Raw genomic sequence first — 21047 nt, 5'->3', positions numbered from 1 at the left:
TTTCTCTGGTAAGTTTCCATTTTTTTAGTGTAGACCCAAGGTTCGTAAACAACATGAACAGGCTTGAACTGATTCTGGGCGGCGCACGTTCCGGCAAAAGCCGTTACGGCGAGGCTCAGGCAGAGCAGCTGGCCGGTGAGGCCGCAGAGGTGGTGTATATTGCCACCGCACAGGCGCTGGACGGCGAAATGCAGCAGCGCATTATCCATCATCGTGAGCAGCGCCCGGCGTACTGGCTGACGCTGGAAGAACCCTTACAGCTGGCCGCCGCGCTGCAGCGTGTGCGTAAAGAGCATCCGGCGGCGGTGATACTGGTCGATTGCCTGACCCTGTGGCTGACCAACTGCCTGCTCAGTGATCAGAACGATTACTGGGAACGGCAGAAAGCAGCGTTAATGGATGAGCTGCAACAGCTACAGCAGCCGCTGCTGCTGGTGTCCAACGAAGTGGGCTATGGCATTGTGCCGATGGGCGAGCTGAGCCGGCGCTTTGTTGATGAAGCCGGGCGGCTGCATCAGGACATTGCCCGGCTGGCGCATGATGTAACGCTGGTTGTTGCGGGTATTCCCATGGCGGTTAAGCGCAGTTAAGGTACCCCGCTTTTTTTCATAATGTAATCAATAAGACAGGTGTTATGACCGTTGAATTCTGGTGGCAACAGGCCACCGCTCCTCTTTCTGCTGAAACCCAACAACAGGCGCTGGAGCGTCAGTCACAATTAACCAAGCCACCGGGTTCTCTGGGCCAGCTGGAAGACGTTGCCGTGGCTTTTGCCGCCTGGCAGGGGCAGGTTAAACCGCAGATTAATAACCCGCAGTGCGTGGTGTTTGCCGGTGATCATGGCGTGGTCGCGCAGGGTGTATCGGCGTTTCCGCAGGCGGTTACGGTTGAGATGCTGAAAAACTTTGTTGCCGGCGGTGCGGCGATTTCTGTACTGGCACGCTTCCATGAGATGGGACTGTCAGTGGTGAACTGTGGCACGGCGTTCCCGGCCGATCAGCTCAGCGGCGTGATTCAGCGCGCGGTGATGCCGGGCACCAACGATTTTTCACAGCAGGCCGCGATGAACAACGTTCAGGCGCTGCAGGCTCTGCAGATTGGCGCCGAGCAGATCGACCGTCTGCATGGCGAAGGCTGTGACCTGTTTATTGCCGGTGAAATGGGCATTGGTAACACCTCCGCAGCCAGCTGCCTGAGTGCGCTGTTACTCAAACAGGATGTGAATGCACTGGTTGGCCCGGGCACCGGTGTTCAGGGCGAAGCCCTCAGCCATAAACAGCAGATTCTGGCGCAAAGCTGTGAGCGTGCCCGTGCGCTGGCGGATTCGCCACTGGCCGCACTGGAGCAGGTGGGCGGACTGGAAATTGCCGCCATGGCCGGTGCTTATCTGCGTGCTGCGCAGCTCGGTATACCGGTGCTGGTGGACGGGTTTATTGCCAGCTCTGCAGCCTTGCTGGCGGTGCAGCTGAATGCCGGCGCCCGTGACTGGATGCTGTTTGGTCACAGTTCAGCCGAACCGGGTCATCGCGCCTTACTGACTGCGCTGGATGGCAAGCCGCTGGTACAGCTGGGTCTGCGTCTGGGCGAAGGTTCCGGTGCGGCGGTGGCGGTGGGTCTGGTGCAACAGGCGCTGGCGCTGCATAACCAGATGGCGACCTTTGCTGAAGCCGCGGTACAGTCCGGTAACTGACATAAGGGAGTCGCTGATGAGCACCACCCGTATCGATCTTATCCGCCATGGCGAACCGGAAGGTGGCAACGTCTTCCGTGGCCGTACCGACCATGCCCTGACAGAGCTTGGCCGCTGGCAGTTTGCCGAACGGGTGCGCCGCTTTGACAGCCGCTGGACACGGATTATCAGCTCGCCGCTAAACCGCTGCCATAGTGCGGCAGAACAACTGGCCAGCGCCCGTAATCTGCCGCTGCTGTGTGATGAGCGCTGGGCGGAGATTGATTACGGCGACTGGGAAAACCGCGATGTCAGCGAAGTGATGGCTGAATATGCCGATGATTCGCGCCGCCTGTGGGCTGATCCGCTGAATTTCTGCGCCCCTAATGGCGAGCCGGTACCACAGTTGCAGCAGCGGGTCGGCGCAGCCTGGCAGGAGCTGCTCAATGATCATCGTGGTGAACATCTGCTGCTGGTCAGCCACGGTGGCGTGATGCGGGTGCTGGCGCAGCAGCTGCTGAGCCTGGCGCCGGAAGCCATGAACCGGCTGGCCATTCCTTACGCCGGCTTGCTGCGTTTTAAAATTGATCACAGCGAATATCAGGGTAAAGAACAGGTCTGGGTCAGCCTCGAAGGTATGGACGGCTCGGTCTTACGTCCGGACGATCAGGAGGCTGTGTGAATCTGCACTGGTGGGCATTCTGGTATGCCATGGTTTTTCTGACGCGTCTGCCAACGCCGTATTTAAAACGCGTCGACGATACGGTCGCGGCCCGTTCGCTGGTGTTTTATCCGCTTATTGGTTGCCTGCTCGGCCTCAGCCTGCTGGCCTTTACTGCCGCCTGCGTTTTTTATAATCCGCAGGTTTCGCTGCTGTTGCTGGCGGCGTTGTTATTATTTATCTGGGTTGTATTCAGCGGTGCTCTGCATCTGGATGGTTTGGCTGATAGTGCCGACGCCTGGGTGGGTGGGCTGGGCAATAAAGAACGCACGCTGGCGATTATGAAAGATCCGCAAAGCGGGCCGATGGGCGTGACCGTTATTGCTGTTATTCTGCTGGTTAAATTTGCCGCCATTTATGCGCTGTTGGATAAAGCCCAGAGCGGCAGTGGCAGCTGGAATATCTGGCTGTTAATCGCCGGTTTTATGCTGGTGCCAATGCTGGCCCGTGGCGCGGTTCCTGGGTTGCTGGCAACCACACCTTATGTGCGTAAAAAGGGCTTAGCCAGTGCACTGGTGGCGGGGGCAACGCCGTTAGTGGTGGGCATTAGCGGAACGCTGCTGGCGTTGCTGGCCGGTGTGTTTTTACAGACCCAGGCGCTGTTTATTCTCGCCCTGTGGCTGACCATTCTGATGATGGCGCGTGCGGCTATGATAAAACGTCTGGGTGGCTGTACCGGCGATACTCTGGGCGCCACCATTGAAATTCAGGAAGCACTGCTGCTGGCGGCTATTGCGCTTTAACAGGGTTATTGATCGTATATTTTTTCGGTAGATTTTATTTGTAATAAAAAATTACTGGCGGCTGGCCAGTAACTTAATACCCAGTGCAATCATGGCTCCACCTAAAATACGGTCAATCCAATGACCGAAGCGTTTAAAACGTGCTGATACCGCCGGGCGGGACAGCATCATCACTACCGCAGAAAACCATGCCATCTGAATCAGCATGATCCACACGCCGTAAATCGCTAACTGATACAGCGGCATATCGGCCGATAAAATCAGCGTAAATAATGAAACAAAATACACCGGTGCTTTAGGATTCAGCGCATTGCATAAAAAACCGCTGCCAATACTGCGCGCGGCCGTTCTTGGTTTTGCCGTTATTGCTTCTGTGGGAGCATTGTCCATACTGCTGGCTTTACTTTTCAGTCCCTGAATCCCCAGATATACCAGATAACAGCCACCGACAATTTTCAGTATCAACAGTGCGAATACCGAGTTGGCAATCAGTGCTGCCAGGCCAACGGCCGAATACAGGATATGGACAGATAATCCCAGTGAAATACCCAGACTGCAAAGCAGCCCGGTTTTACGTCCGTGGCGCAGAGTCTGCTGGCTGACCAAAACAAAGTCAGGGCCGGGAGAGGCGGCCGCGAGCAGATGGATTGAAGTAATCAGCAATAAGCCCTGTAATAAATCCATAATTCCTCAGTGAGAAACGTTTTGCCTGGTGATCAGCAGGAACTCGGATATTGAAAAGTAAACATGGGCCCCGCAGGCCAGAACGGGCCAGCTGTCTGTCAGCGCCAGGGTTTATGGGGCTGGCAGATGCCGGGCTGTCGATTAAAACACCAGTTAACTGCGCTGCGGTTCCGGTCTTTTTTGTCGGATCGCAGCTTTTACTGGTCGTACATGCTCTGAATCATTTCAATTGCCGGACGCAGTGTGGCACGCCAGATACGTTCCAGCTCGGCATCAAACAGCGGATCGTGTTTGCTCAGCGTTTCCATCAACGCGTCCATCCACAGGCTGTAGTGTGCCGGATTAATGTTCATATTTTTGCGGCTGTGGCTTTCACCCAGCGCGCGGATTTTGCTGTCAGACATACCGCGTGCGTGCATCACCAGCCACATAATACCGCCACGTAATAAGCCACGCTGAGATTCCATGTTGGTGTTAATGAACATGGCCCGGATATCGGCGGACTTATTCATAAATGCGTTGTAAAAATCCTCATAAAAAACAGGGTTATTACAGCTGCGCCCATAGCTTTGAAAAACCTTATCGGCATCGCCCATGATTCTGTACCTTGTTGATAGCGCTATTATGGAGTGTGAAAAAGCGGCGCAGGGTACGGATTTTTGGCGCAAATTGCAAAGGCGCTTTAGTCTTAATGCTGTGACATTGTGTTACGCCCCTGACGGGTTAAATGCCTGCAGAGCTGCATTAAATTTTTGCCAGTCGATATTCTGTTTTACGCTGAGAGCCAGACGATCGATTTGTTGTTCGCGGATAGCATTGAAATCAATGGTCTGACCATCGGACAATCCGGCCCAGTGTAATATTTGCTGCAGGGCTTCCGGCGTATCAAATACACCGTGCCAGTAAGTAGCCATAATCTGGTTATCATCGCTTAGCCAGCCGCAGCCAATATCCTGAATATCGTCGTTGCTGAGTGAAATTCCGGCATGAATTTCATAGCCCTGAGCCGCAACAACGGGCTGATCCGGCAAGCGCAATTCGCCGCTGATCAGACGCAGGGTTTTATCGGCTTTTAATTCGCTGATTAATGGCAGATACCCCAGACCCGCGCTGCTGCCGGCTGTTCCTTCAATGCCATGCGGATCGCTGATGCTTTCTCCCAGCATCTGTAAGCCACCGCAGATTCCCAGCAGTTTGCCGCCATAACGCAGATGACGCTGCAGATATTGTGGCCAGTTACCGGGCTGGGTTTGCAGCCAGCTAAGATCGGCGCGGGTATTTTTAGAACCGGGCAAAATAACAAAATCCGCCGGCGGTGGTGTTTGTTCCGGGCCGACCAGAATTAAATTTACCTGCGGATGTACGCGCAATGCGTCGAAATCGGTGTGGTTGCTGGTGCGCGGGTAAATCGGCACCACCACATTAATGACTTTATTTTTATCCTGCTCTACCTGTTGCTGGCTGACGGCATCTTCGGCATCCAGGTATAAACCGTGCAGGTAAGGCAGAACCCCTAATACCGGTTTACCGGTTTTTTCTTCCAGCCAGTCGAGGCCATCCTGCAGCAGGGCAATATCACCGCGGAAACGGTTAATCACAAAGCCAACCACGCGCGCGCGTTCGCTGTCACTTAGGCAGGCCAGTGTGCCCAGCAGGTGAGCAAAGACACCGCCGCGATCAATATCGGCAATCAGAATCACCGGACAATCGACGGCTTCGGCAAAACCCATATTGGCAATATCATTGGCGCGCAGATTAATTTCCGCCGGACTGCCGGCACCTTCGACCAGCACCCAGGGATAGCTTTTCTGCAGACTCTGGTACGAATCCAGTACCGCATTCATGGCGGTTTTTTTATAGGCGTGATAATCCTGCGCCGGCAGATTACCGACCGCTTTGCCCTGAATAATCACCTGGGCGCCGGTGTCGCTGTTGGGCTTAAGCAATACCGGATTCATATCAGTGGTGGGGGCCAGACGACAGGCCTGTGCCTGTAATGCTTGTGCGCGGCCAATCTCTCCGCCATCGGCCGTTACTGCGCTATTGAGTGCCATGTTCTGCGGTTTAAAAGGCGCGGTGTGGATATGTGCATCAGCCAGAATACGCCCCAGTGCGCAGACCAGCGTGCTCTTGCCGGCATCGGATGTGGTGCCCTGTACCATCAGGGTCTGGTGTGAGGGAAGCGTTGGCATAACAGCGGAGAAGTCGGACATCTGGTACACTTGGCGTCTGAAATTTACCGGCCATTGTATGACATGATTCCCCTGTTCAGTGGATTTTTTCCCGCCGGCGTTAGCCATCTTCCCCCGTTGTTGCTGTTGTTCTTTATGGGCGGGCTTATGCTGCTGGCATTGGCCTGCGACCGCCTTTTCGGCGAACCGGCGCGTTTTCATCCGCTGGTCGCCTTCGGTCGCTGGGCGGCCTGGCTGGAGTCGCGTTTTAATCGTCCTGAAAAAGTAACTGAGCCTGCCACCATCGGGCGTGGCTTATTGGCGCTGCTGATGGCTTTGTTGCCTCTGCTGCCGCTGGCCTTATTGTTTATCTGGCTGGCGCAGCAATCCCTGCTGCTGTGGGTAATCGTACAGGTGCTGGTGTTGTACAGCTGTATTGGCTGGCAAAGTCTGCAGCAGCATGTACTGGCCGTAGCCAGTGCACTGGAACAGAAGGATATTATCTCTGCCCGGGAAAAACTCGGCTGGATTGTCAGCCGTGATACCGCGCAGTTATCGGCCGATGAAATTGCTCAGGCCGATATTGAAAGCCTGCTGGAAAATTCATCCGATGCCTTATTTTCCTCATTATTCTGGTTTGCTATTGGTGGTGCATTACCGGTTCTGCTGCATCGCTGGGTAAATACGCTGGATGCGATGTGGGGCTACCGTAATCCGCGTTTTAATTACTTTGGCCGCGCGGCCGCACGACTGGATGATGTGCTGGCTTACTGGCCTGCGCGTATTACCGCCTGGTGTTTTATGCTCGCCGGGCCGAACAGAAAAGATGCCTGGCGTTGCTGGCGTACACAGGCAAAACACTGTGCCAGCCCGAATGGCGGTGCGGTAATGACCGCCGGTGCCGGTGCATTAAATATCCGCTTAAGCGAGCGAGCCTGTTATCACGGCGAGTGGAAGAATAAGCCGCCGATGGGTTGCGGTATCGCCGCGAAGCCACAGCATATCGTACCGGCGGTGAAACTGGTTAAGCGCAGTCTGTCTCTGTTTTTCCTGTTCTGGCTGTTTGTCACTCTGCTGCTGAACGCCATTATTCAGATGGTTTTCGGGGGCTGATATGCAATTAATTAACGTAGCCGAAACCGTTATTCATGGTGCTGATCTGCAACGCGCGATCGAACAATTTGGCGGTGAACCACAGCAGTGGCTGGATTTATCCAGTGCGGTCAGCCCTTACTGTTGGTGGTCTGAACGCGGGCAGGGGTTATCCTGCCCGGCGCAGTTTATTCACGATTTACCCGGCATTCAGCCTGACTTAAACCGTGCAGTCCGCACCTATTATGGCCATGACGGTTTGCTGGTTCCCGGCAGCCAGCGCGCCATTGCGGAATTACCCGGCTGTTTCAGTCGTGGCAATGTGTGGATTCTGGCCGGTACCTATGGTGAACATGCATTGTGCTGGAAAAAAGCCGGGCATTCTGTGTATGAAAAAACCGCAGACGATATTCATCAGGCATTTAATGCGGCTACCGATAACGACCACAAATTACCTGATATGCTGGTGCTGGTTAATCCGGGAAACCCCGGTGGTGAACGCTTCAGTGCTGCTGAATTACACGGCTGGGCTGAACAGTTACAGCAACACCAACGCCAGGGGTGGTTATTGTGTGACGAAGCCTTTATGGATTGTACGCCAGACGACAGCCTGTTAACTCAGACGCTGGCGGATAATATGCTGGTATTACGCTCGCTGGGGAAATTTTTTGGTCTGGCGGGGCTGCGTATTGGTGTGGTGTTTGCCGCGGCCGATGTGCTGCAGAATCTGGCCAACAGACTCGGCCCCTGGCCGGTGGCCGGGCACAGTCTGTGGCTGGCGCAACAGGCGCTGAGTGATCATCAGTGGATTGCCCGGCAGCGTGTGCGTTTGAAAAAAAATCATGAATTAATGGCGCAGTGGCTGAACGGTTTTTTTCTGGCAGGGGAAAGTGATTTATTTTTTACCCTGAAATTTTCCGATGCCGAACGGGTTCAGACTTTTTTAGCCGAACGCTATATATGGAGCCGCTGTTTTAAACAGCAGCAGTTAATCCGCCTGGGATTGGTGGGCGACGATGCCTGTAAACAACAGCAGCTACAGCAAGCGCTGAATGACCTGAGAGAATTCCTTTTATGATACTGAATACATTACGGATACCAGCCGCATTGATCGTACTGTCTTTCTGCAGCTCTGTGCTGTTTGCTGCGGCAGATAATAATCCGGAAAGTCCGGTTGCTATGCACAGCAAGGCATTCAGTCTGACCGACGATGCCGGTACTGTGCATCATTTTTCACAACCGGCGCGGCGCATTGTCAGCCTGATTCCGCACAGCACCGAACTGTTGTTTGCGGTGGGTGGCGGTGATGCCATTGTTGGTGCCGTGCAGTATTCGGATTATCCGCAAGCGGCCAAAAATATTCCACGCGTTGGTGGCTATTCGGCCCTGAATATCGAAGCTATTGTGGCTCTGGAGCCTGATCTGATTATCGCCTGGCCGGAAGGCAACCCGACCCGCGATTTGTCGCGCCTGAAGCAACTCGGCTATGAAATATTCGTCAGTGATCCGAATACCTACGAAACCATCGCCCGTAATCTGGAAAACTTTGCCACGGCGTCTGGTCATAAAGCAGAAGGCGAAAAGGTAGCGGCCGATTTCCGCCATCAGGTGGCGCAGTTACGGGCGCAGTATTCCGATAAAAAGCCATTAACGGTTTTTTATCAGGTCTGGCATCAGCCATTATTAACTCAGAATGGCGATACCTTTATTTCCCGTGCCATTGAACTTTGCGGTGGCCGTAACGTGTACGCCGATCTGGATATTAAAGCACCGCAGGTCAGTATTGAGTCGGTACTGGAAATGAACCCGGATGTGATTGTGGCCAGCGGCATGGGCGAAAGCCGCCCCGACTGGTTAGACGCCTGGGGGCAGTACCAGCATCTGACGGCGGTTAAAACCAGCAGTCTTTATCATATTCATCCGGATTTATTGCACCGGCCGACGCCGCGTTTTTTACTGGGTACCCGTCAGCTGTGCGAAGCCATGGAGCAAACGCGGAAAAAGCAGCAAACCATGGCTGATTAAGGCCGGGTATACATTGTCAGTCTGTTTCGCGCCGCTGTCTGATCCTGATGCCGCAGATCAAGAGGCCGGCAGCACTTTTCCGCTACACTGCGCTTAACGTTACTGGTGTGGTGCTCTGTCGGGCACAGCTTAGCTGACGATAAGCGGAGACTGATATGTTGGAAATCTTCACCCGTCTGGCCGACTGGTTGGTATTCGATTTAGCGGGCTTGTCGGCCCAGAGTAAGTGGGGCGATGTGCTGCACTTCTTTGTTGAAGACGTCAGTAAAATCTTTGTCCTGTTACTGCTGATGATTTATATCATCGCGCTGCTCAGAGCCTCGCTGAATGTTGAGCGGGTGCGCGATTATCTGGCGCGCAAACATACCGGGCTGGGTTTATTACTGGGCTCGGCCTTTGGTGCCATTACGCCGTTCTGCTCCTGCTCCAGCATTCCTGTTTTTCTCGGATTTACTTCTGCCGGTATTCCGGTGGGTATTACCATGGCATTTCTGCTGACGTCACCGCTGATTAATGAAGTGGCCGTACTGTTGCTGATGAGTCTGCTCGGCTGGAAATTCACGCTGCTGTATATCGTTACCGGCATGGCCGTCGGCGTAGCCGGTGGTCTGGTATTGCATTTGTTAAAAGCCGAACGCTGGCTGCAGCCTTTTGCCGCCCGTGCTTACAATCAGGCGCAACAGGCCGGTCATACCGGAACCGCGTCCGCCGGCAGTATGACTCTGAAAGAACGGCATGAATTTGCCAAAGAAGAAATGACCGATATTTTTTCCCGCGTATGGAAGTGGGTCATCTTAGGCGTGGGGCTGGGCGCCGGATTGCACGGTTTTGTGCCCGATCAGTGGGTGTCTGACACCTTGGGGCAGGGAGAATGGTGGTCTGTACCGGCTGCGGTACTGGCGGGTATTCCGCTGTATTCCAACGCCACCGGGGTGATTCCGGTGATGGAGAGTCTGATTACCAAAGGCCTGCCGGTGGGTACTACGCTGGCGTTTTGTATGAGCACGGTTGCCGCCAGTTTTCCCGAATTTATCCTGCTGAAACAGGTCATGAAAATCCGTCTTCTGGCGCTGATTTTTCTCATGCTGCTGGTGGCTTTCACCCTGATTGGTTGGGTATTGAATGCGCTCACTCCCTATCTGTAAAAAGTCATAGTCGTGGCTAAGGAGCAATAATGAAAGTGATTAAAGTGCTGGGCTCAGGATGCAGTAAATGCGAAAAAACTGCGCAATCGATCAGCGCTATTGCCGCAGAAAAACAAACAGAAATTGAATTAATTAAAGAAACCAGCCCGGAAGCCATGATGAATTATGGCGTTATGCGTACACCGGCGGTGGTGGTGGATGAGCAGCTGGTACACAGCGGCTCGATTCCACACCGTGAGGATATTGAAAGCTGGCTGCAATAACACAGCCAGCCTTATGGGCCTGAGTGATTATTCTTCCAGTTGGGCGCGCAGCATCCAGGCGGTCTGCTCGTGAATGGCCAGCCGCTGGGTTAATAAATCAGCGGTCGGTTCGTCGGATGCTTCCTCCACCAGTTTAAACAGGTGGCGTGCTGTGCGGGCGGTGGCTTCGTGGCCATCGGCCAGAATGCGGATCATCTCTGTGGCCTTTGGCGGCACCTGTGGGGCATCCGGTAACGATGCCAGCTCGGCAAACTGTGCGTAGGAACCCGGTGCCACATGGCCAAGCGAACGGATGCGTTCGGCAATCGGATCGACGGCGTTCCACAGTTCGGTGTACTGGGTCATAAACATGGCGTGCAGGCTGTTGAACATCGGCCCGGTAATGTTCCAGTGAAAATTATGGGTGGTTAAGTACAGCGTATAGGTGTCGGCCAGTAAGCGGCCGAGTCCCTGGCTGATGGCTTCACGGTGTTCGGCACTGATGCCAATATTGACGGTGGTCATAAGCTGCTCCTGCGGTTGCTTTGATAAAAGTAGTCTTTTTGCCTCGCTCTTAACCGAGCGTGGTATCCAAAATCATCATTAAGGCAAAACCGGTCATTAATCCCAGTGTGGCGACGGTCTGGTGGCCGTTGCGGTGTGTTTCCGGAATCACTTCATGTGACACCACAAACAACATAGCACCAGCGGCCAGTCCAAGTCCGATCGGATAAGCGAGTAATAACCCGCCGCCCAGGCTTACGCCCAATAATGCTCCGACCGGTTCCAGCAAACCGCTGCCCGCGGCAACCAATACCGCAAACAGTGGGCTGAAGCCGGCGGCGCGCAGCGTAAGCGCAACCGCCAGACCTTCGGGAATATCCTGCAGGGCGATGGCCGTCGCCAGTGGCAGACCCACGGTTAAATCACCCTGGGCAAAGCTGACACCTACGGCCATGCCTTCCGGCAGATTGTGCAGAGCAATGGCGAACACAAATAACCAGGCTCTGCCGCAACGTTCATGGCCCGGGCCGCAGGGGCCGGTTTTGTCGTGCTCATGCGGGGTAAATTCATCCAGCCCGAGCATCAGCGCCACGCCCATAAACATGCCGAACACCACAATGAGTCCGCCCTGTGTGGCGCTTTGCAATAACTCCGTACCGGCTTCAATGCCAGGTAACAGCAGCGAAAATGCTGAAGCGGCGAGCATCATGCCGGCGGCAAAGCCGAGCATGGCATCTTCCGCAGCCTGCGGGATTCTTTTCAGCATTAAGGCGGGTAAAGCGCCCAGCGCGGTGGCGATAAAGCCGGCGCTGCCACCCAGCAAGGCATAACGGCCGAACAGGCTGCTGTCGGTGGTCAATACCTGAATCAGACTCTGCACCAGCAACACGCTGACCAGTGCCAGTGCCGCCGCCAGCGCTGCGGCGATATAAGGGTGCTCAATCGCATGCTGGCGGAAAATCGCCAGCCATTGGTTGTTGGAGCGTTGGCCGATGTCCATGAAAACCTCACTGAGCGGAATCTGCTGTTTGAATCCCCCCATTGTAGAGTGGCTGTTCATAGAAGCTATTTTATTAAAATGATACGTTCATAAGTTTTTAGCTATGAGTCGGAGCGGCTGGCGCTGCACAGGTTGCTGCTGGCCACAAAGGCAGCGCCGGGCCACCGCTCTGATGTTGCTGCACCTGGCTCAGGGTTACGCTGCCCAGTTCCGGCAGCCATTGCCGCAGGTGCGTGAGGTGCGGGTCATACAGTTCCAGCTGTTTGTTGAGGTTAAAACAGCGCCCGCCGCGCGGGTCCTGACCGCAACCGGCGATATAGGCCCAGTTGCCCCAGTTACTGGCGACATCAGCATCGATCAGGTGTTGCTCAAAGAAGCGTGCGCCAAGGCGCCAGTCGAGTTTCAGTTCATGGATAAAAAAGCTCGCCAGCCACTGGCGCATACGGTTGGAGCTGAAGCCGGTGTGGATCAGCTCACGCAGGCCGGCATCGATCACCGGATAGCCGGTGTGCGCTTCACACCAGGCCTGCCAGCGTGTGTCGGCGAACGGCTGAGGTGCGGGGTTACGGAACAGCGCGGATCCTTTGAGGCGCAGCGTCCAGTGAAAATACTCGCGCCACAGCAGTTCTTTTTTCAGCCAGCTACTGTGTTCGCTTGCGCCATGCAGACTCTCCCAGCGCACAATATCAGCCCATACCTTACGCACCGATAATGCACCCCAGGCCAGCCAGGGGCTGAGCTGGCTGGCAAAGCGGCTGCCGGCGTAAGGGTTGTCAGCCTGACTGAGCGGCGCCGTGCAGAGCTGGTTGCGTGTATCACGGTAGTGACGAATGGCATTTTCCCGCCCCAGATAGGCCGCAAGATGGCGTAATCCGGCGTCTTCGCCTCCATGAAAGGTTGTTGCCGGAACGCGCCCGGCCCAGGACGGCACCTGATGCAGCTGATGATCCGGCCACTGCACGGCGGCTTTGAGCGGTGCTTCGAGGGGATCGGCACTGAGCATGGTGGGCGGCAGCGGCGCGGCTATAGCGCCGGGTAAGCCGTGCTTATCGAGCCAGCGGCTGAAGGCGCTGTAGCTGTCGGGCCAGTTTTCTGAGCTGAGCAATTCCGCCAGCTGTTGCTGGCTGAACAGCGTCTGGGTTTCGTAGGTGCTGACCGGTGCAAAGGCGGCAATGGCATTCAGCCAGTGTTCTTCTTCCGGCGCCTGAGCGACGCTGGTGTGCAGGTGAAACGGCTGTTGGGCATACCAGTCACGCAGCAGGCTGACCGGGTCACCGCCGAGCAGGCTGAGGCGGATATTCTGCTGATACAGGCTGCGCTGCACATCAATCAAACAGGCGCGCAGGAAGCGGGCCCTGGCCAGTCCCAGTCGGGTCAGGCCCGGATATTCTGCCGTCGGCTGCTGCCAGTGTTGCGGCAGAATAAACACCACCGCCATACCCGGGCATTCGCCCTGAGCGGCCAGATGCTGAAAAACAGGATGGTCGTGCAGGCGCAGATCGTTGCGCAGCCACACCAGATTGATGGGGCGGGACGTCATCAGAATTCATCCTCCACGGACGCGGCGGCGCATATATTGGCCGGTGTTTTTTGTGCCCTGTGTTTGCAACCTTTGCTGCAGTACTTCACGTCGTCCCAGCTGCGCGCCCATTTACGCCGCCAGCAGAACGGCCGGCCACAGTGCGCACAGGTTTTGACCAGCAGGTTATGGGGATTACGGAAACCACTCAGCAGGCCCATGGTTACAGAGTCTCCAGATGGATCAGACAGTGCTCCGCCCGGGCCAGAATCGCCTGCTGTTTAGCCGGCGCCATGCGGTCGTAGCTGCGGTACATCATGGCCATGCGCGGATTACGTGCGAAGCTGTCGCGGTGGCGGATTAAAAAGTGCCAGTACAGGCTGTTGAACGGGCAGCTGTCGGGCTGCTCGGCGGTTTTCACGTTGTAGCGACAATGGCCGCAGTAGTCTGACTGGCGGGCAATGTAACTGCCGGAGGCGCAGTAGGGTTTGCTGCCCAAAAGGCCACCGTCGGCGTGCATCATCATGCCCAGCGTATTGGGTAATTCCACCCAGTCGTAGGCGTCGGCGTACACGGCCAGATACCAGTCGCAAATCTCCTGCGGGCGGATTCCGGCGAGCAGGGCGAAATTCCCTGTCACCATTAAGCGCTGAATATGGTGCGCGTAGGCGTTGGCTAAGGTGGTGCGGAAGCACTCACTCATGCAGTGCATCTGCGTTTTTCCAGTCCAGTAAAACCAGGGCAGCGCACGCTCGTTGTGCTGGCTGTTACGCCCGGCGTACTCCGGCATAAAGGCCCAGTAAATACCGCGCACGTATTCGCGCCAGCCGATGATCTGGCGGATAAAGCCTTCCACCGCCGCCAGCGGCGCCTGACCATGGTAATAAGCGGCTTCGGCGGCTTTGCACACTTCCAGCGGGGTCAGCAGGCCGCAGTTGAGGTAGGGCGACAGCAGGCTGTGAAACATAAAGTCGGCGCGTTCGCCCAGGCTGTTGTGGCTGACCATAGCATCCTGATAACGGCCGAAGTGCGCCAGGCGGTGCTGAATAAAGTGCTGCAGCGCAGTAAGTGCCTGCTCACGTGTTGTCGCCCAGCGGAAGGGCTGAAGCTTGCCGGGGTGGCGGTTGTCTGGCCCGGAGAAGCGGGTGCTTACCAGTTGCAGTACGTCGTTATCGATGGCATCGCGGCTGAAGCTGAGCGGCGCCGGTACCGGTACTTCGCCCTTATAGGCTGCACGGTTGTCGGCATCGAAATTCCATTGCCCGCCGACGGGCTTGTCGCCCTCCATCAGCAGGCCGGTTTTGCGCCGCATATCGCGGTAAAAGTATTCCATACGCAGCTGTTTGCGGCCGGCAGCCCAGTGCGCGAAGTCGGCGGGCGGGCAGATAAAACGGTCGTCTTCAAATACGCTTACCGGGACGCTAAGTGTTGCTGACCACTGATTATCCATCGCTGTTTGCAGGCGATATTCTCCGCAGCGTGTCAGCATCAGGCCACTGCATTGCTGTTCCTGCAGGGTTCGGCGAACGACATCGAGCAGGCTGTGGTCATTATCCGGTGCATCCAGCGGACGGTAGATTACGGTCCAGCCGGCACGGCGCAGCTCCTCGGCAAAATGGCGCATAGCCGAGAACAGCAGGGCAATTTTCTGCACATGGTGGGCAACGTAGGTGGCTTCTTCAGCGACCTCGGCCATTAACAGCACGTCCCGCTGCGGATTCAGTGCGCGCAGACTGGCCAGTGATGAGCTCAGCTGATCGGCGAGGATAAGACCCAGATATTTCATTAGTTATACAAAAATCTGTTTGTGTACAATTAGTGTATAGCTTTTTGTTCGTATTGCCAGTGGAGACTCATCCGCTGCAGGTTATTTTTTGTTGGCCATCAGGGGCGCTGCAGCGGCTCAGCTATGCTTATCGGGCAGCGGCATATCGGGGGGTTATATGCTCAACACACGTATTCAGCATGGCGAATTTGTACTCAGTACCAACGGTAATATTCTGGTTGCCCGTTTGTCCGGCAGCTGGAATGAAGAAGCGGCCAGAGCCTTTGACCGTCACTTCCGCGAACATGCCGCCGGGCTGGCCTCTGCGCCCTGGGGACATATGGTTTTACTCGATGACTGGCAGTTAGGCGTGCCGGAAATGAGGCCGGTGATTGAGGCGCTGGTGCACTGGTGTATTGATAATGGTCTGCGGCGCGCAGCCCATGTGTACCAACCATCGCTACTGAAAAAACTGCAGCTTGAGGATTTGGTCACCGGCTCTGAGCAAGGTTTTCAGCGCCGGGCGTTCAGCAGTGTTGATGTGGCTCTGGCCTGGCTGAAAGAAGAAGGGTTTGAACTGAATGATGAACTGGACCCACTGCTAGGAGCCGACAGCCATCAGGGCAGATCATAACTCTGGCGGATAGCACGGATCACTTCCGGGTTCTCACGCATAAAGCGGTCGAAGCGTTCAATCAGGCGGGGATGACGGATACTGGAAAGGTGGTAAGCATAACGGTAGGGGGCAATGTCTTTCAGCATGGTCAGTTGCAGCGGTTGTGTACGCCTGGCGGCCGCTTCCTGTGCTACCCGGACGTTGAAGTAGATACCGTCGATGCGACCGGAGTCGAGCATTTTCAGCAGCTGTTCCATACCCGTGACTTCGGTCAGGGCGATATCTCCGCGACTCAGGGCAGAGCTGATGCCCGGCGTGGTAAATCCCATAATAGTGCCGACATTGCGCACGGGTCCCTGATGATCGTTGAGTATCATTACGGCTTCACTGACCTGGAATACCGGCTGACTGTAGTGAATGGTGAGGCCGGCTTTCAGGTTTTCTGACCACTGTGGATTATCGGGAAATTTGAAGTCGAGCTGGTTATGAGTGAACTGCAGAAACAGGCGTGGCACCGGTAACGGGTGATAGTCGGCTAACAGGTGCGCATCGGCGAGAAAAGCATCCAGCAGATCACGCGCCATGCCGCTGTAGCGCTCATCCTGCATATGGTAATAGGGAGCGTAGTCGGTGGTTTCTACGCCGATCAGCAGGGTGTCTGGTGCTGCATTTGCCGATACCGGCGCGAACGCCTGATTGCCTGCCAGCGGTTCTGCAGTAGTGCTCAGTGTCAGGCAGCTCAGTATGAGCAGGCCCAGATGCAAAACAGTATTCATATATTGGTTATTTGTTAGCCAATGTATCAGAAGATTAGCAGAAATATGTGTCCGGACTCATAACTGAGCATGACTTTAATCCGTCAATCGCCACCGTCTGTACTTACGGACTTTCCTCGCCCTGTGTGGCCTTCTATGATGCTGGCCTTTTTCCTGCCGGATACCCTTGCATGAGCCTGATGCCCGACCCGACTTCACAACGCCACTGGCACCTGTTCTGCCGGGTGATCGATAACTTTGGCGATATTGGCGTGTGCTGGCGTCTGGCGCGGCAACTGCACCAGCAACATGGTCAGCAGGTAACGCTCTGGGTGGATGACCTGAGCAGTTTCCGCGCGTTATGCCCGGCGCTGGATTACTCTCTGGCAGAGCAGCAACAGCAGGGGATTGTGATCCGGCACTGGGCTGAAGATTTTCCACTGCTCAGCCCGCAGCAGACCGGTGATGTGGTGATTGAAGCCTTTGCCTGTGAGTTGCCGCAAAGCTATATCGCAGCCATGCAGCAGCGTGAGCGCACGGCCTGCTGGATTAATCTGGAATACCTGAGCGCCGAAGACTGGGTTCCCGGTTTTCACCTCAGTCAGTCGCCGGTGCACGGGCTGAGCAAAACCTTCTTCTTTCCCGGTTTTGTTCAGGGGACCGGCGGCCTGTTGTGCGAACCGGAACTGGCACTATTGCCACACCAGATGGCCGAAGGTGCGGCACGTCAGGCTTTTCTGAGCAGCTTTGGTTTGGCTCCGGCTCTGGCAGATTGTGCGCTGCAGATCAGCTTGTTTGCCTACGAAAATCCGGCCCTGGCCGGTTTGCTGGATGCGCTGCAGGCCTGGCCGCAGACAGTACACCTGCTGGTTCCGGCAGGACGGGTATCGGCGGGGCTGGATGACTGGCTGGGTGAAACGACGCAGGCCGGGCACACCTATCAGCGCGGCAGACTGAGTATTTCGCTGCTGCCATTTATGTCACAGCCACAATACGACCAGCTGCTGGCCATGTGTGATCTGAATCTTGTGCGCGGAGAGGAATCCTTTGTCCGTGCGCAGATGCTGGGCAAGCCTATGTTGTGGCATATCTACCGCCAGGAAGAGGATGCGCATCTGGATAAACTGGAGGCTTTTCTTGGCCTGTATTGTGACCGCAATAACCTGTCAGACCGCATGCTGGCGGAGCATCTGGTGGGGGCATTCCGGCACTGGAATCAGGCACCGGATAGTGCGCTGGCAGCAGGCGCTGAGGCGCATGAACACTGGCACGGGCTGCTGCAACAGCTGCCAGCATGGCAGACCCATGCTGTTGCCTGGCAACAGCAGCTACAGGCGCTTGGCGACCTTGCATCAAATCTCGTGCATTACGCCACGGATCGGGTATAGTGCAGCGCATTTTTAACGACTGATATCCGGTAATTCTCTATGAAAACTGCTAACGAATTTCGTGCCGGTCAGGTACTGAGCCTGAACGGTCAGGCATGGGTTGTCCTGAAAGCTGAATTCAACAAATCCGGCCGTAACGCCGCTGTTGTAAAAATGAAACTGAAGAACCTGCTGACCGGTGCGTCGCAGGAGCCGGTTTTCAAGGCTGATGACAAGCTGGAACCCATCATTCTGGAACGCAGCCAGGTAACCTACTCTTACTTCGCAGATCCGCTGTACGTGTTTATGGATGAAGAGTACAACCAGATCGAAGTGGAAAAAGAAAACCTGGGTGACACCCTGAACTTCATGACCGACGGTATGACCGACGTATGTGAAGCGGTTTTCTACGAAGGCAAAGCCATCAGCATCGAACTGCCTACCACCATCGTCCGTACCGTGTCTTACACCGAGCCTGCGGTTCGTGGTGATACCTCCGGTAAAGTGATGAAAATGGCCACTCTGGAAAACGGTTATGAACTGCAGGTTGCTGCGTTCGTTGAAATCGGTGATGCCATCGAAATCGATACCCGTACCGGTGAATTCAAAGGCCGTGCAAAAAACTGATTGGTTTTTTGCGTGCATAAAAAAAGCTGCTCCGGCAGCTTTTTTTATGTCTGTCTGAAAAGGACGGGTGTTGTTTTTCAGCTCATATAATAGGTGCGGATCGTCAGTTTGCCGAAGGCATGGTCACACATTTTTTCGTGTACCTGCATATCGGCCGGCAGGTTCTGATAGGCCGCTTCGGTCAGCAGAATTTCCCATGCAGCAGCGGTGTCTTCTCCCAGCTTGCTGGCTTCATTAACCGGGTCGCCGAAAATTTCGCGGTCATGAAAATTAAGCAGCTCACCAAAGGCAATACCTGCGGCAATTTCAATATCGTGATGCTGCGGAAATTGCTGATTATCCTGCTTCAGACGCTGACGGATTTCGCGCAATGCATTCAGGGCAGAAGCGCTGTCGGCAAATAATACAAAGGCATCGTCAGCCACGTATTTAATCAGCGTACCATTAAACTGTGTGGTAACGGCTTCAACGATATCCTGCATACGCTGAATTAATGTCAGGTAATAAACAATGCCTTTTTCTTTGGTAATGGCCGAGAAGCGGCTCATATCGGTAATTAATACCGCCGCGGTTGTGCCATAGGCCTGCCATACCGCCTGTGCCGATTCCGGGCAGCCATGGCTTAAGTGATGTTGCTGCAGCAATTCTGCCAGCGGTGAGTGATCATTAACCCGCATCGTGAGTTCCTGATTTTTAGTCCCTTGCCTGATGTTAATCCCTCATGTTATTGCCGGATTCCGTGAGCGATAACAGCGCGTATTTTATTACATCAGCAGGCGTCTGTCCCCGGCGTTCTTTTTACCGGGAGGATGTGTCTGTATGGGAGCGGATTTCCGTTGAGTAACCGATGATCGGCATTGGCGGGCATTAATGCACGCAGGTGATCCTGTGTACATTAATGCCGGATTTTCAGCTCAGACGAAAGCTTTGAATCATGGTTTTTAATTTGTCGGCGATATTTGCCAGCTCCGACGATTTACTGCCGGTCGATTGGGCGGCCTCGCGGGTATAAACCGCAATTTCTTTGGCTTCCTGCAGGTGTTGGTTAATACCACTGATAACGGTGCTTTGCTCTTCACTGGCGGCAGCAATTTCAGAGTTCAGATCGTTAACGGTGTTCAGGCTGCCGAATAATCCCAGAATCTGTTCGTTGGCTTTGGCGAAGGATACGGCCATGGACGCGCTGGCCTCGGTGCTGTTGGTCATGGCCTCAATTGAACGACTGGCGCTTTGTTTCAGGTTTTCAATCAGCCCCTGGATTTCTCCGGTACTGCTCTGGGTTTTGCTGGCCAGGTTACGCACTTCGTCGGCGACCACAGCAAAACCGCGACCCTGTTCACCGGCCCGTGCCGCTTCGATGGCGGCGTTAAGGGCCAGCAGATTGGTTTGTTCTGCAATGCCACGGATGGTCTGCAGGATGCCGTAAATACCGTCGACCTGATTGCTCAGCTCGGCGACATCGGAAGAGCTGCTGTTAATAATATTACCCAGCTCTCCGAACTGATTATTCAGCGCTTTAATATCGTTACTGAGTGCGCGGCCGGTACTGTTGACTTCAGATACCTGAGTATGGGCCTGATGAACGTTGCGGGTAATTTCGGCAGACGCAGAAATAAGTTCACTCATGGCGCCGGACACGCTGTCCATAATGCGTGACATATTCTGCGCATGATGGGTATTTTCGCTGGAGTTTGAATTGAGTACCGCAGAGCTTTGATTCAGTGCCTGCGAAGCTTCGGCCATGCCCGCCACCATATTATCAACACGCTGCATAAAATCGTTCAGGCGTACGGCCAGAGGGCGCAATTCATTCATATCCTGTAGCGGAACACGGTAAGAAAGTGGTGTTTCCGGTCTGGACAGGGTTTCAACGGAGGCGGTCAGATGGGTAAAACCATTGGTGATTTGACGCACGGTGAGCAGGGCAAAAATAATCAGCACAATGGACATACCGGTCAGAACGGGAATGGCAATGCTGGCCTGTTGGCTGAAAATCTCCTGCCATTGCTCGGCCATAAAGCGCTGCAGATCCTGCTGCTCTACGGCGCCATTCTGTTTCGACAGATAAAGACCGGTCTGTTCGATAAGATAATCACGCTGTGTCTGCATATCGGCAATGGCTTTGCTCATTACCAGAATAATGGTGAGGATAGCGGGCAGGGCAGCTGCAATTACCAGCTTGCGTTGTACTGTCATAACGAAAAGCATCCATTCAGCAGAAAGATGCTTTAAGTGTAGACAACGGCGTCAGATATGCGTTTAAAGCCGGCAGTTTTGCAAATAAAAAAGCCCCTGACGCAGTGCGACAGGGGCCTTTAATATGGTGATGGCGGGATTTGAACCCGTTGCAGTGTGTAGCATTGTGCTCCACTGTGAGTGAAATCAAGGGGTTAGCAATTATT

23 protein-coding genes are annotated in these 21047 nt (G+C 54.8%); 12 read left to right on the top strand and 11 right to left on the bottom strand.

Annotation, left to right across the window (positions count from 1 at the left end; all coding sequences use genetic code 11):
- The first annotated feature begins 53 nt into the window (after positions 1 to 53).
- From cobU to LGT44_RS03610, 4 genes are read left to right on the top strand one after another with little or no spacing between them, the layout of a single operon-like run.
- The gene (gene cobU, locus LGT44_RS03625) at positions 54 to 590 is read left to right on the top strand and encodes a bifunctional adenosylcobinamide kinase/adenosylcobinamide-phosphate guanylyltransferase (protein WP_230331262.1); all 537 of its coding nucleotides are present in this window, start codon (positions 54 to 56) and stop codon (positions 588 to 590) included.
- Between the two features lie 44 nt (positions 591 to 634).
- On the top strand, positions 635 to 1690 hold the full coding sequence (gene cobT, locus LGT44_RS03620; protein WP_230331261.1) for a nicotinate-nucleotide--dimethylbenzimidazole phosphoribosyltransferase: 1056 nt from the start codon (positions 635 to 637) through the stop codon (positions 1688 to 1690).
- Between the two features lie 16 nt (positions 1691 to 1706).
- Positions 1707 to 2351, top strand: coding sequence for a histidine phosphatase family protein (locus LGT44_RS03615; protein ID WP_145466192.1), 645 nt, complete (start codon positions 1707 to 1709; stop codon positions 2349 to 2351).
- Complete coding sequence (locus tag LGT44_RS03610; protein WP_230331260.1) at positions 2348 to 3133, top strand: adenosylcobinamide-GDP ribazoletransferase; 786 nt, start codon at positions 2348 to 2350, stop codon at positions 3131 to 3133. Before LGT44_RS03615 ends, LGT44_RS03610 begins: the two co-directional genes overlap by 4 nt.
- A 51-nt stretch (positions 3134 to 3184) precedes the next feature.
- Here the strand turns inward: LGT44_RS03610 and LGT44_RS03605 are convergent, their stop codons facing one another.
- The 3 genes from LGT44_RS03605 to LGT44_RS03595 form a co-directional block, all read right to left on the bottom strand.
- Positions 3185 to 3817, bottom strand: coding sequence for a LysE family translocator (locus tag LGT44_RS03605; RefSeq protein WP_230331259.1), 633 nt, complete (start codon positions 3815 to 3817; stop codon positions 3185 to 3187).
- A 197-nt stretch (positions 3818 to 4014) separates the two neighbouring features.
- Positions 4015 to 4413: a globin gene (locus tag LGT44_RS03600; protein WP_145466185.1), complete on the bottom strand. Its 399-nt coding sequence runs from the start codon at positions 4411 to 4413 to the stop codon at positions 4015 to 4017.
- 111 nt (positions 4414 to 4524) lie between these two features.
- Positions 4525 to 6030 carry a cobyric acid synthase gene (locus tag LGT44_RS03595; protein ID WP_230331258.1) on the bottom strand — a complete coding sequence of 502 codons (1506 nt, stop codon included), beginning with the start codon at positions 6028 to 6030 and terminating at the stop codon, positions 4525 to 4527.
- A gap of 9 nt (positions 6031 to 6039) precedes the next feature.
- Here LGT44_RS03595 and cbiB point away from each other — a divergent pair, with 9 nt between their 5' ends.
- The 5 genes from cbiB to LGT44_RS03570 all read left to right on the top strand — a co-directional run bounded on the left by cbiB (position 6040) and on the right by LGT44_RS03570 (position 10513).
- Entirely contained in the window at positions 6040 to 7101 is a 1062-nt protein-coding gene (gene cbiB / locus LGT44_RS03590; protein WP_230331257.1) for an adenosylcobinamide-phosphate synthase CbiB, read from the top strand.
- Position 7102: 1 nt separating this feature from the next.
- The gene (locus LGT44_RS03585; protein ID WP_230331256.1) at positions 7103 to 8158 is read left to right on the top strand and encodes an aminotransferase class I/II-fold pyridoxal phosphate-dependent enzyme; all 1056 of its coding nucleotides are present in this window, start codon (positions 7103 to 7105) and stop codon (positions 8156 to 8158) included.
- Positions 8155 to 9105 carry a cobalamin-binding protein gene (locus LGT44_RS03580; protein WP_230331255.1) on the top strand — a complete coding sequence of 317 codons (951 nt, stop codon included), beginning with the start codon at positions 8155 to 8157 and terminating at the stop codon, positions 9103 to 9105. The genes LGT44_RS03585 and LGT44_RS03580 overlap by 4 nt, the downstream gene beginning before the upstream one ends.
- A gap of 155 nt (positions 9106 to 9260) precedes the next feature.
- A complete protein-coding gene (locus LGT44_RS03575) occupies positions 9261 to 10250 on the top strand; it encodes a permease (protein ID WP_230331254.1) in 990 nt (329 codons plus the stop codon).
- A gap of 29 nt (positions 10251 to 10279) precedes the next feature.
- Positions 10280 to 10513, top strand: a complete 234-nt coding sequence (locus LGT44_RS03570; RefSeq protein ID WP_145466180.1) for a thioredoxin family protein — start codon at positions 10280 to 10282, stop codon at positions 10511 to 10513.
- A gap of 27 nt (positions 10514 to 10540) precedes the next feature.
- On the opposite strand, the gene LGT44_RS03565 is transcribed toward LGT44_RS03570, so the two are convergent.
- The 5 genes from LGT44_RS03565 to LGT44_RS03545 all read right to left on the bottom strand — a co-directional run bounded on the left by LGT44_RS03565 (position 10541) and on the right by LGT44_RS03545 (position 15301).
- The gene (locus tag LGT44_RS03565; protein ID WP_230331253.1) at positions 10541 to 11017 is read right to left on the bottom strand and encodes a Dps family protein; all 477 of its coding nucleotides are present in this window, start codon (positions 11015 to 11017) and stop codon (positions 10541 to 10543) included.
- A 49-nt stretch (positions 11018 to 11066) separates the two neighbouring features.
- Complete coding sequence (locus tag LGT44_RS03560) at positions 11067 to 11996, bottom strand: ZIP family metal transporter (RefSeq protein ID WP_230331252.1); 930 nt, start codon at positions 11994 to 11996, stop codon at positions 11067 to 11069.
- Between the two features lie 97 nt (positions 11997 to 12093).
- The gene (locus LGT44_RS03555; protein ID WP_230331251.1) at positions 12094 to 13536 is read right to left on the bottom strand and encodes an FAD-binding domain-containing protein; all 1443 of its coding nucleotides are present in this window, start codon (positions 13534 to 13536) and stop codon (positions 12094 to 12096) included.
- Positions 13536 to 13736, bottom strand: a complete 201-nt coding sequence (locus tag LGT44_RS03550; protein WP_230331250.1) for a DUF2256 domain-containing protein — start codon at positions 13734 to 13736, stop codon at positions 13536 to 13538. Before LGT44_RS03550 ends, LGT44_RS03555 begins: the two co-directional genes overlap by 1 nt.
- A 2-nt stretch (positions 13737 to 13738) precedes the next feature.
- A complete protein-coding gene (locus LGT44_RS03545; RefSeq protein ID WP_230331249.1) occupies positions 13739 to 15301 on the bottom strand; it encodes a cryptochrome/photolyase family protein in 1563 nt (520 codons plus the stop codon).
- A 157-nt stretch (positions 15302 to 15458) separates the two neighbouring features.
- Between LGT44_RS03545 and LGT44_RS03540 the strand changes: the two genes are divergently transcribed.
- Positions 15459 to 15914, top strand: coding sequence for a hypothetical protein (locus tag LGT44_RS03540; protein ID WP_230331248.1), 456 nt, complete (start codon positions 15459 to 15461; stop codon positions 15912 to 15914).
- Here LGT44_RS03540 and LGT44_RS03535 read toward each other — a convergent pair.
- Positions 15899 to 16672, bottom strand: coding sequence for a type 2 periplasmic-binding domain-containing protein (locus tag LGT44_RS03535; RefSeq protein WP_230331247.1), 774 nt, complete (start codon positions 16670 to 16672; stop codon positions 15899 to 15901). The genes LGT44_RS03540 and LGT44_RS03535 overlap by 16 nt on opposite strands.
- Before the next feature lie 170 nt (positions 16673 to 16842).
- On the opposite strand from LGT44_RS03535, the gene earP reads away from it, so the two are divergent.
- Both earP and efp read left to right on the top strand, forming a co-directional pair.
- Positions 16843 to 18039, top strand: a complete 1197-nt coding sequence (gene earP, locus LGT44_RS03530) for an elongation factor P maturation arginine rhamnosyltransferase EarP (RefSeq protein ID WP_230331246.1) — start codon at positions 16843 to 16845, stop codon at positions 18037 to 18039.
- 39 nt (positions 18040 to 18078) lie between these two features.
- On the top strand, positions 18079 to 18645 hold the full coding sequence (gene efp, locus LGT44_RS03525; RefSeq protein ID WP_145466170.1) for an elongation factor P: 567 nt from the start codon (positions 18079 to 18081) through the stop codon (positions 18643 to 18645).
- Between the two features lie 77 nt (positions 18646 to 18722).
- Here efp and LGT44_RS03520 read toward each other — a convergent pair whose 3' ends face one another.
- Positions 18723 to 19322, bottom strand: coding sequence for an adenylate/guanylate cyclase domain-containing protein (locus LGT44_RS03520; protein WP_230331245.1), 600 nt, complete (start codon positions 19320 to 19322; stop codon positions 18723 to 18725).
- 232 nt (positions 19323 to 19554) lie between these two features.
- Positions 19555 to 20841, bottom strand: a complete 1287-nt coding sequence (locus tag LGT44_RS03515) for a methyl-accepting chemotaxis protein (protein WP_230331244.1) — start codon at positions 20839 to 20841, stop codon at positions 19555 to 19557.
- Between the last annotated feature and the right edge of the window lie 206 nt (positions 20842 to 21047).

Origin of the sequence: Thalassolituus alkanivorans (genome assembly GCF_020447205.1) — a bacterium.
GTDB lineage: Bacteria > Pseudomonadota > Gammaproteobacteria > Pseudomonadales > Oceanobacteraceae > Venatoribacter > Venatoribacter alkanivorans.
Note: the sequence above shows the minus strand (reverse complement) of the source record. Positions and strands in the feature narration are given on the sequence as shown.

Excerpts from the sequence above, each read along its gene's own strand:
- LGT44_RS03615 (WP_145466192.1), top strand. The coding sequence starts at position 1,707 with ATGAGCACCACCCGTATCGATCTTATCCGCCATGGCGAACCGGAAGGT.
- LGT44_RS03595 (WP_230331258.1), bottom strand. The coding sequence starts at position 6,030 with ATGTCCGACTTCTCCGCTGTTATGCCAACGCTTCCCTCACACCAGACC.
- LGT44_RS03535 (WP_230331247.1), bottom strand. The coding sequence starts at position 16,672 with ATGAATACTGTTTTGCATCTGGGCCTGCTCATACTGAGCTGCCTGACA.
- LGT44_RS03600 (WP_145466185.1), bottom strand. The coding sequence starts at position 4,413 with ATGGGCGATGCCGATAAGGTTTTTCAAAGCTATGGGCGCAGCTGTAAT.
- LGT44_RS03605 (WP_230331259.1), bottom strand. The coding sequence starts at position 3,817 with ATGGATTTATTACAGGGCTTATTGCTGATTACTTCAATCCATCTGCTC.
- LGT44_RS03565 (WP_230331253.1), bottom strand. The coding sequence starts at position 11,017 with ATGACCACCGTCAATATTGGCATCAGTGCCGAACACCGTGAAGCCATC.
- LGT44_RS03560 (WP_230331252.1), bottom strand. The coding sequence starts at position 11,996 with ATGGACATCGGCCAACGCTCCAACAACCAATGGCTGGCGATTTTCCGC.
- LGT44_RS03515 (WP_230331244.1), bottom strand. The coding sequence starts at position 20,841 with ATGACAGTACAACGCAAGCTGGTAATTGCAGCTGCCCTGCCCGCTATC.
- LGT44_RS03575 (WP_230331254.1), top strand. The coding sequence starts at position 9,261 with ATGTTGGAAATCTTCACCCGTCTGGCCGACTGGTTGGTATTCGATTTA.
- cobU (WP_230331262.1), top strand. The coding sequence starts at position 54 with ATGAACAGGCTTGAACTGATTCTGGGCGGCGCACGTTCCGGCAAAAGC.
- LGT44_RS03520 (WP_230331245.1), bottom strand. The coding sequence starts at position 19,322 with ATGCGGGTTAATGATCACTCACCGCTGGCAGAATTGCTGCAGCAACAT.
- LGT44_RS03555 (WP_230331251.1), bottom strand. The coding sequence starts at position 13,536 with ATGACGTCCCGCCCCATCAATCTGGTGTGGCTGCGCAACGATCTGCGC.
- LGT44_RS03545 (WP_230331249.1), bottom strand. The coding sequence starts at position 15,301 with ATGAAATATCTGGGTCTTATCCTCGCCGATCAGCTGAGCTCATCACTG.
- LGT44_RS03570 (WP_145466180.1), top strand. The coding sequence starts at position 10,280 with ATGAAAGTGATTAAAGTGCTGGGCTCAGGATGCAGTAAATGCGAAAAA.
- earP (WP_230331246.1), top strand. The coding sequence starts at position 16,843 with ATGAGCCTGATGCCCGACCCGACTTCACAACGCCACTGGCACCTGTTC.
- LGT44_RS03580 (WP_230331255.1), top strand. The coding sequence starts at position 8,155 with ATGATACTGAATACATTACGGATACCAGCCGCATTGATCGTACTGTCT.
- efp (WP_145466170.1), top strand. The coding sequence starts at position 18,079 with ATGAAAACTGCTAACGAATTTCGTGCCGGTCAGGTACTGAGCCTGAAC.
- LGT44_RS03585 (WP_230331256.1), top strand. The coding sequence starts at position 7,103 with ATGCAATTAATTAACGTAGCCGAAACCGTTATTCATGGTGCTGATCTG.
- cobT (WP_230331261.1), top strand. The coding sequence starts at position 635 with ATGACCGTTGAATTCTGGTGGCAACAGGCCACCGCTCCTCTTTCTGCT.
- LGT44_RS03550 (WP_230331250.1), bottom strand. The coding sequence starts at position 13,736 with ATGGGCCTGCTGAGTGGTTTCCGTAATCCCCATAACCTGCTGGTCAAA.
- LGT44_RS03540 (WP_230331248.1), top strand. The coding sequence starts at position 15,459 with ATGCTCAACACACGTATTCAGCATGGCGAATTTGTACTCAGTACCAAC.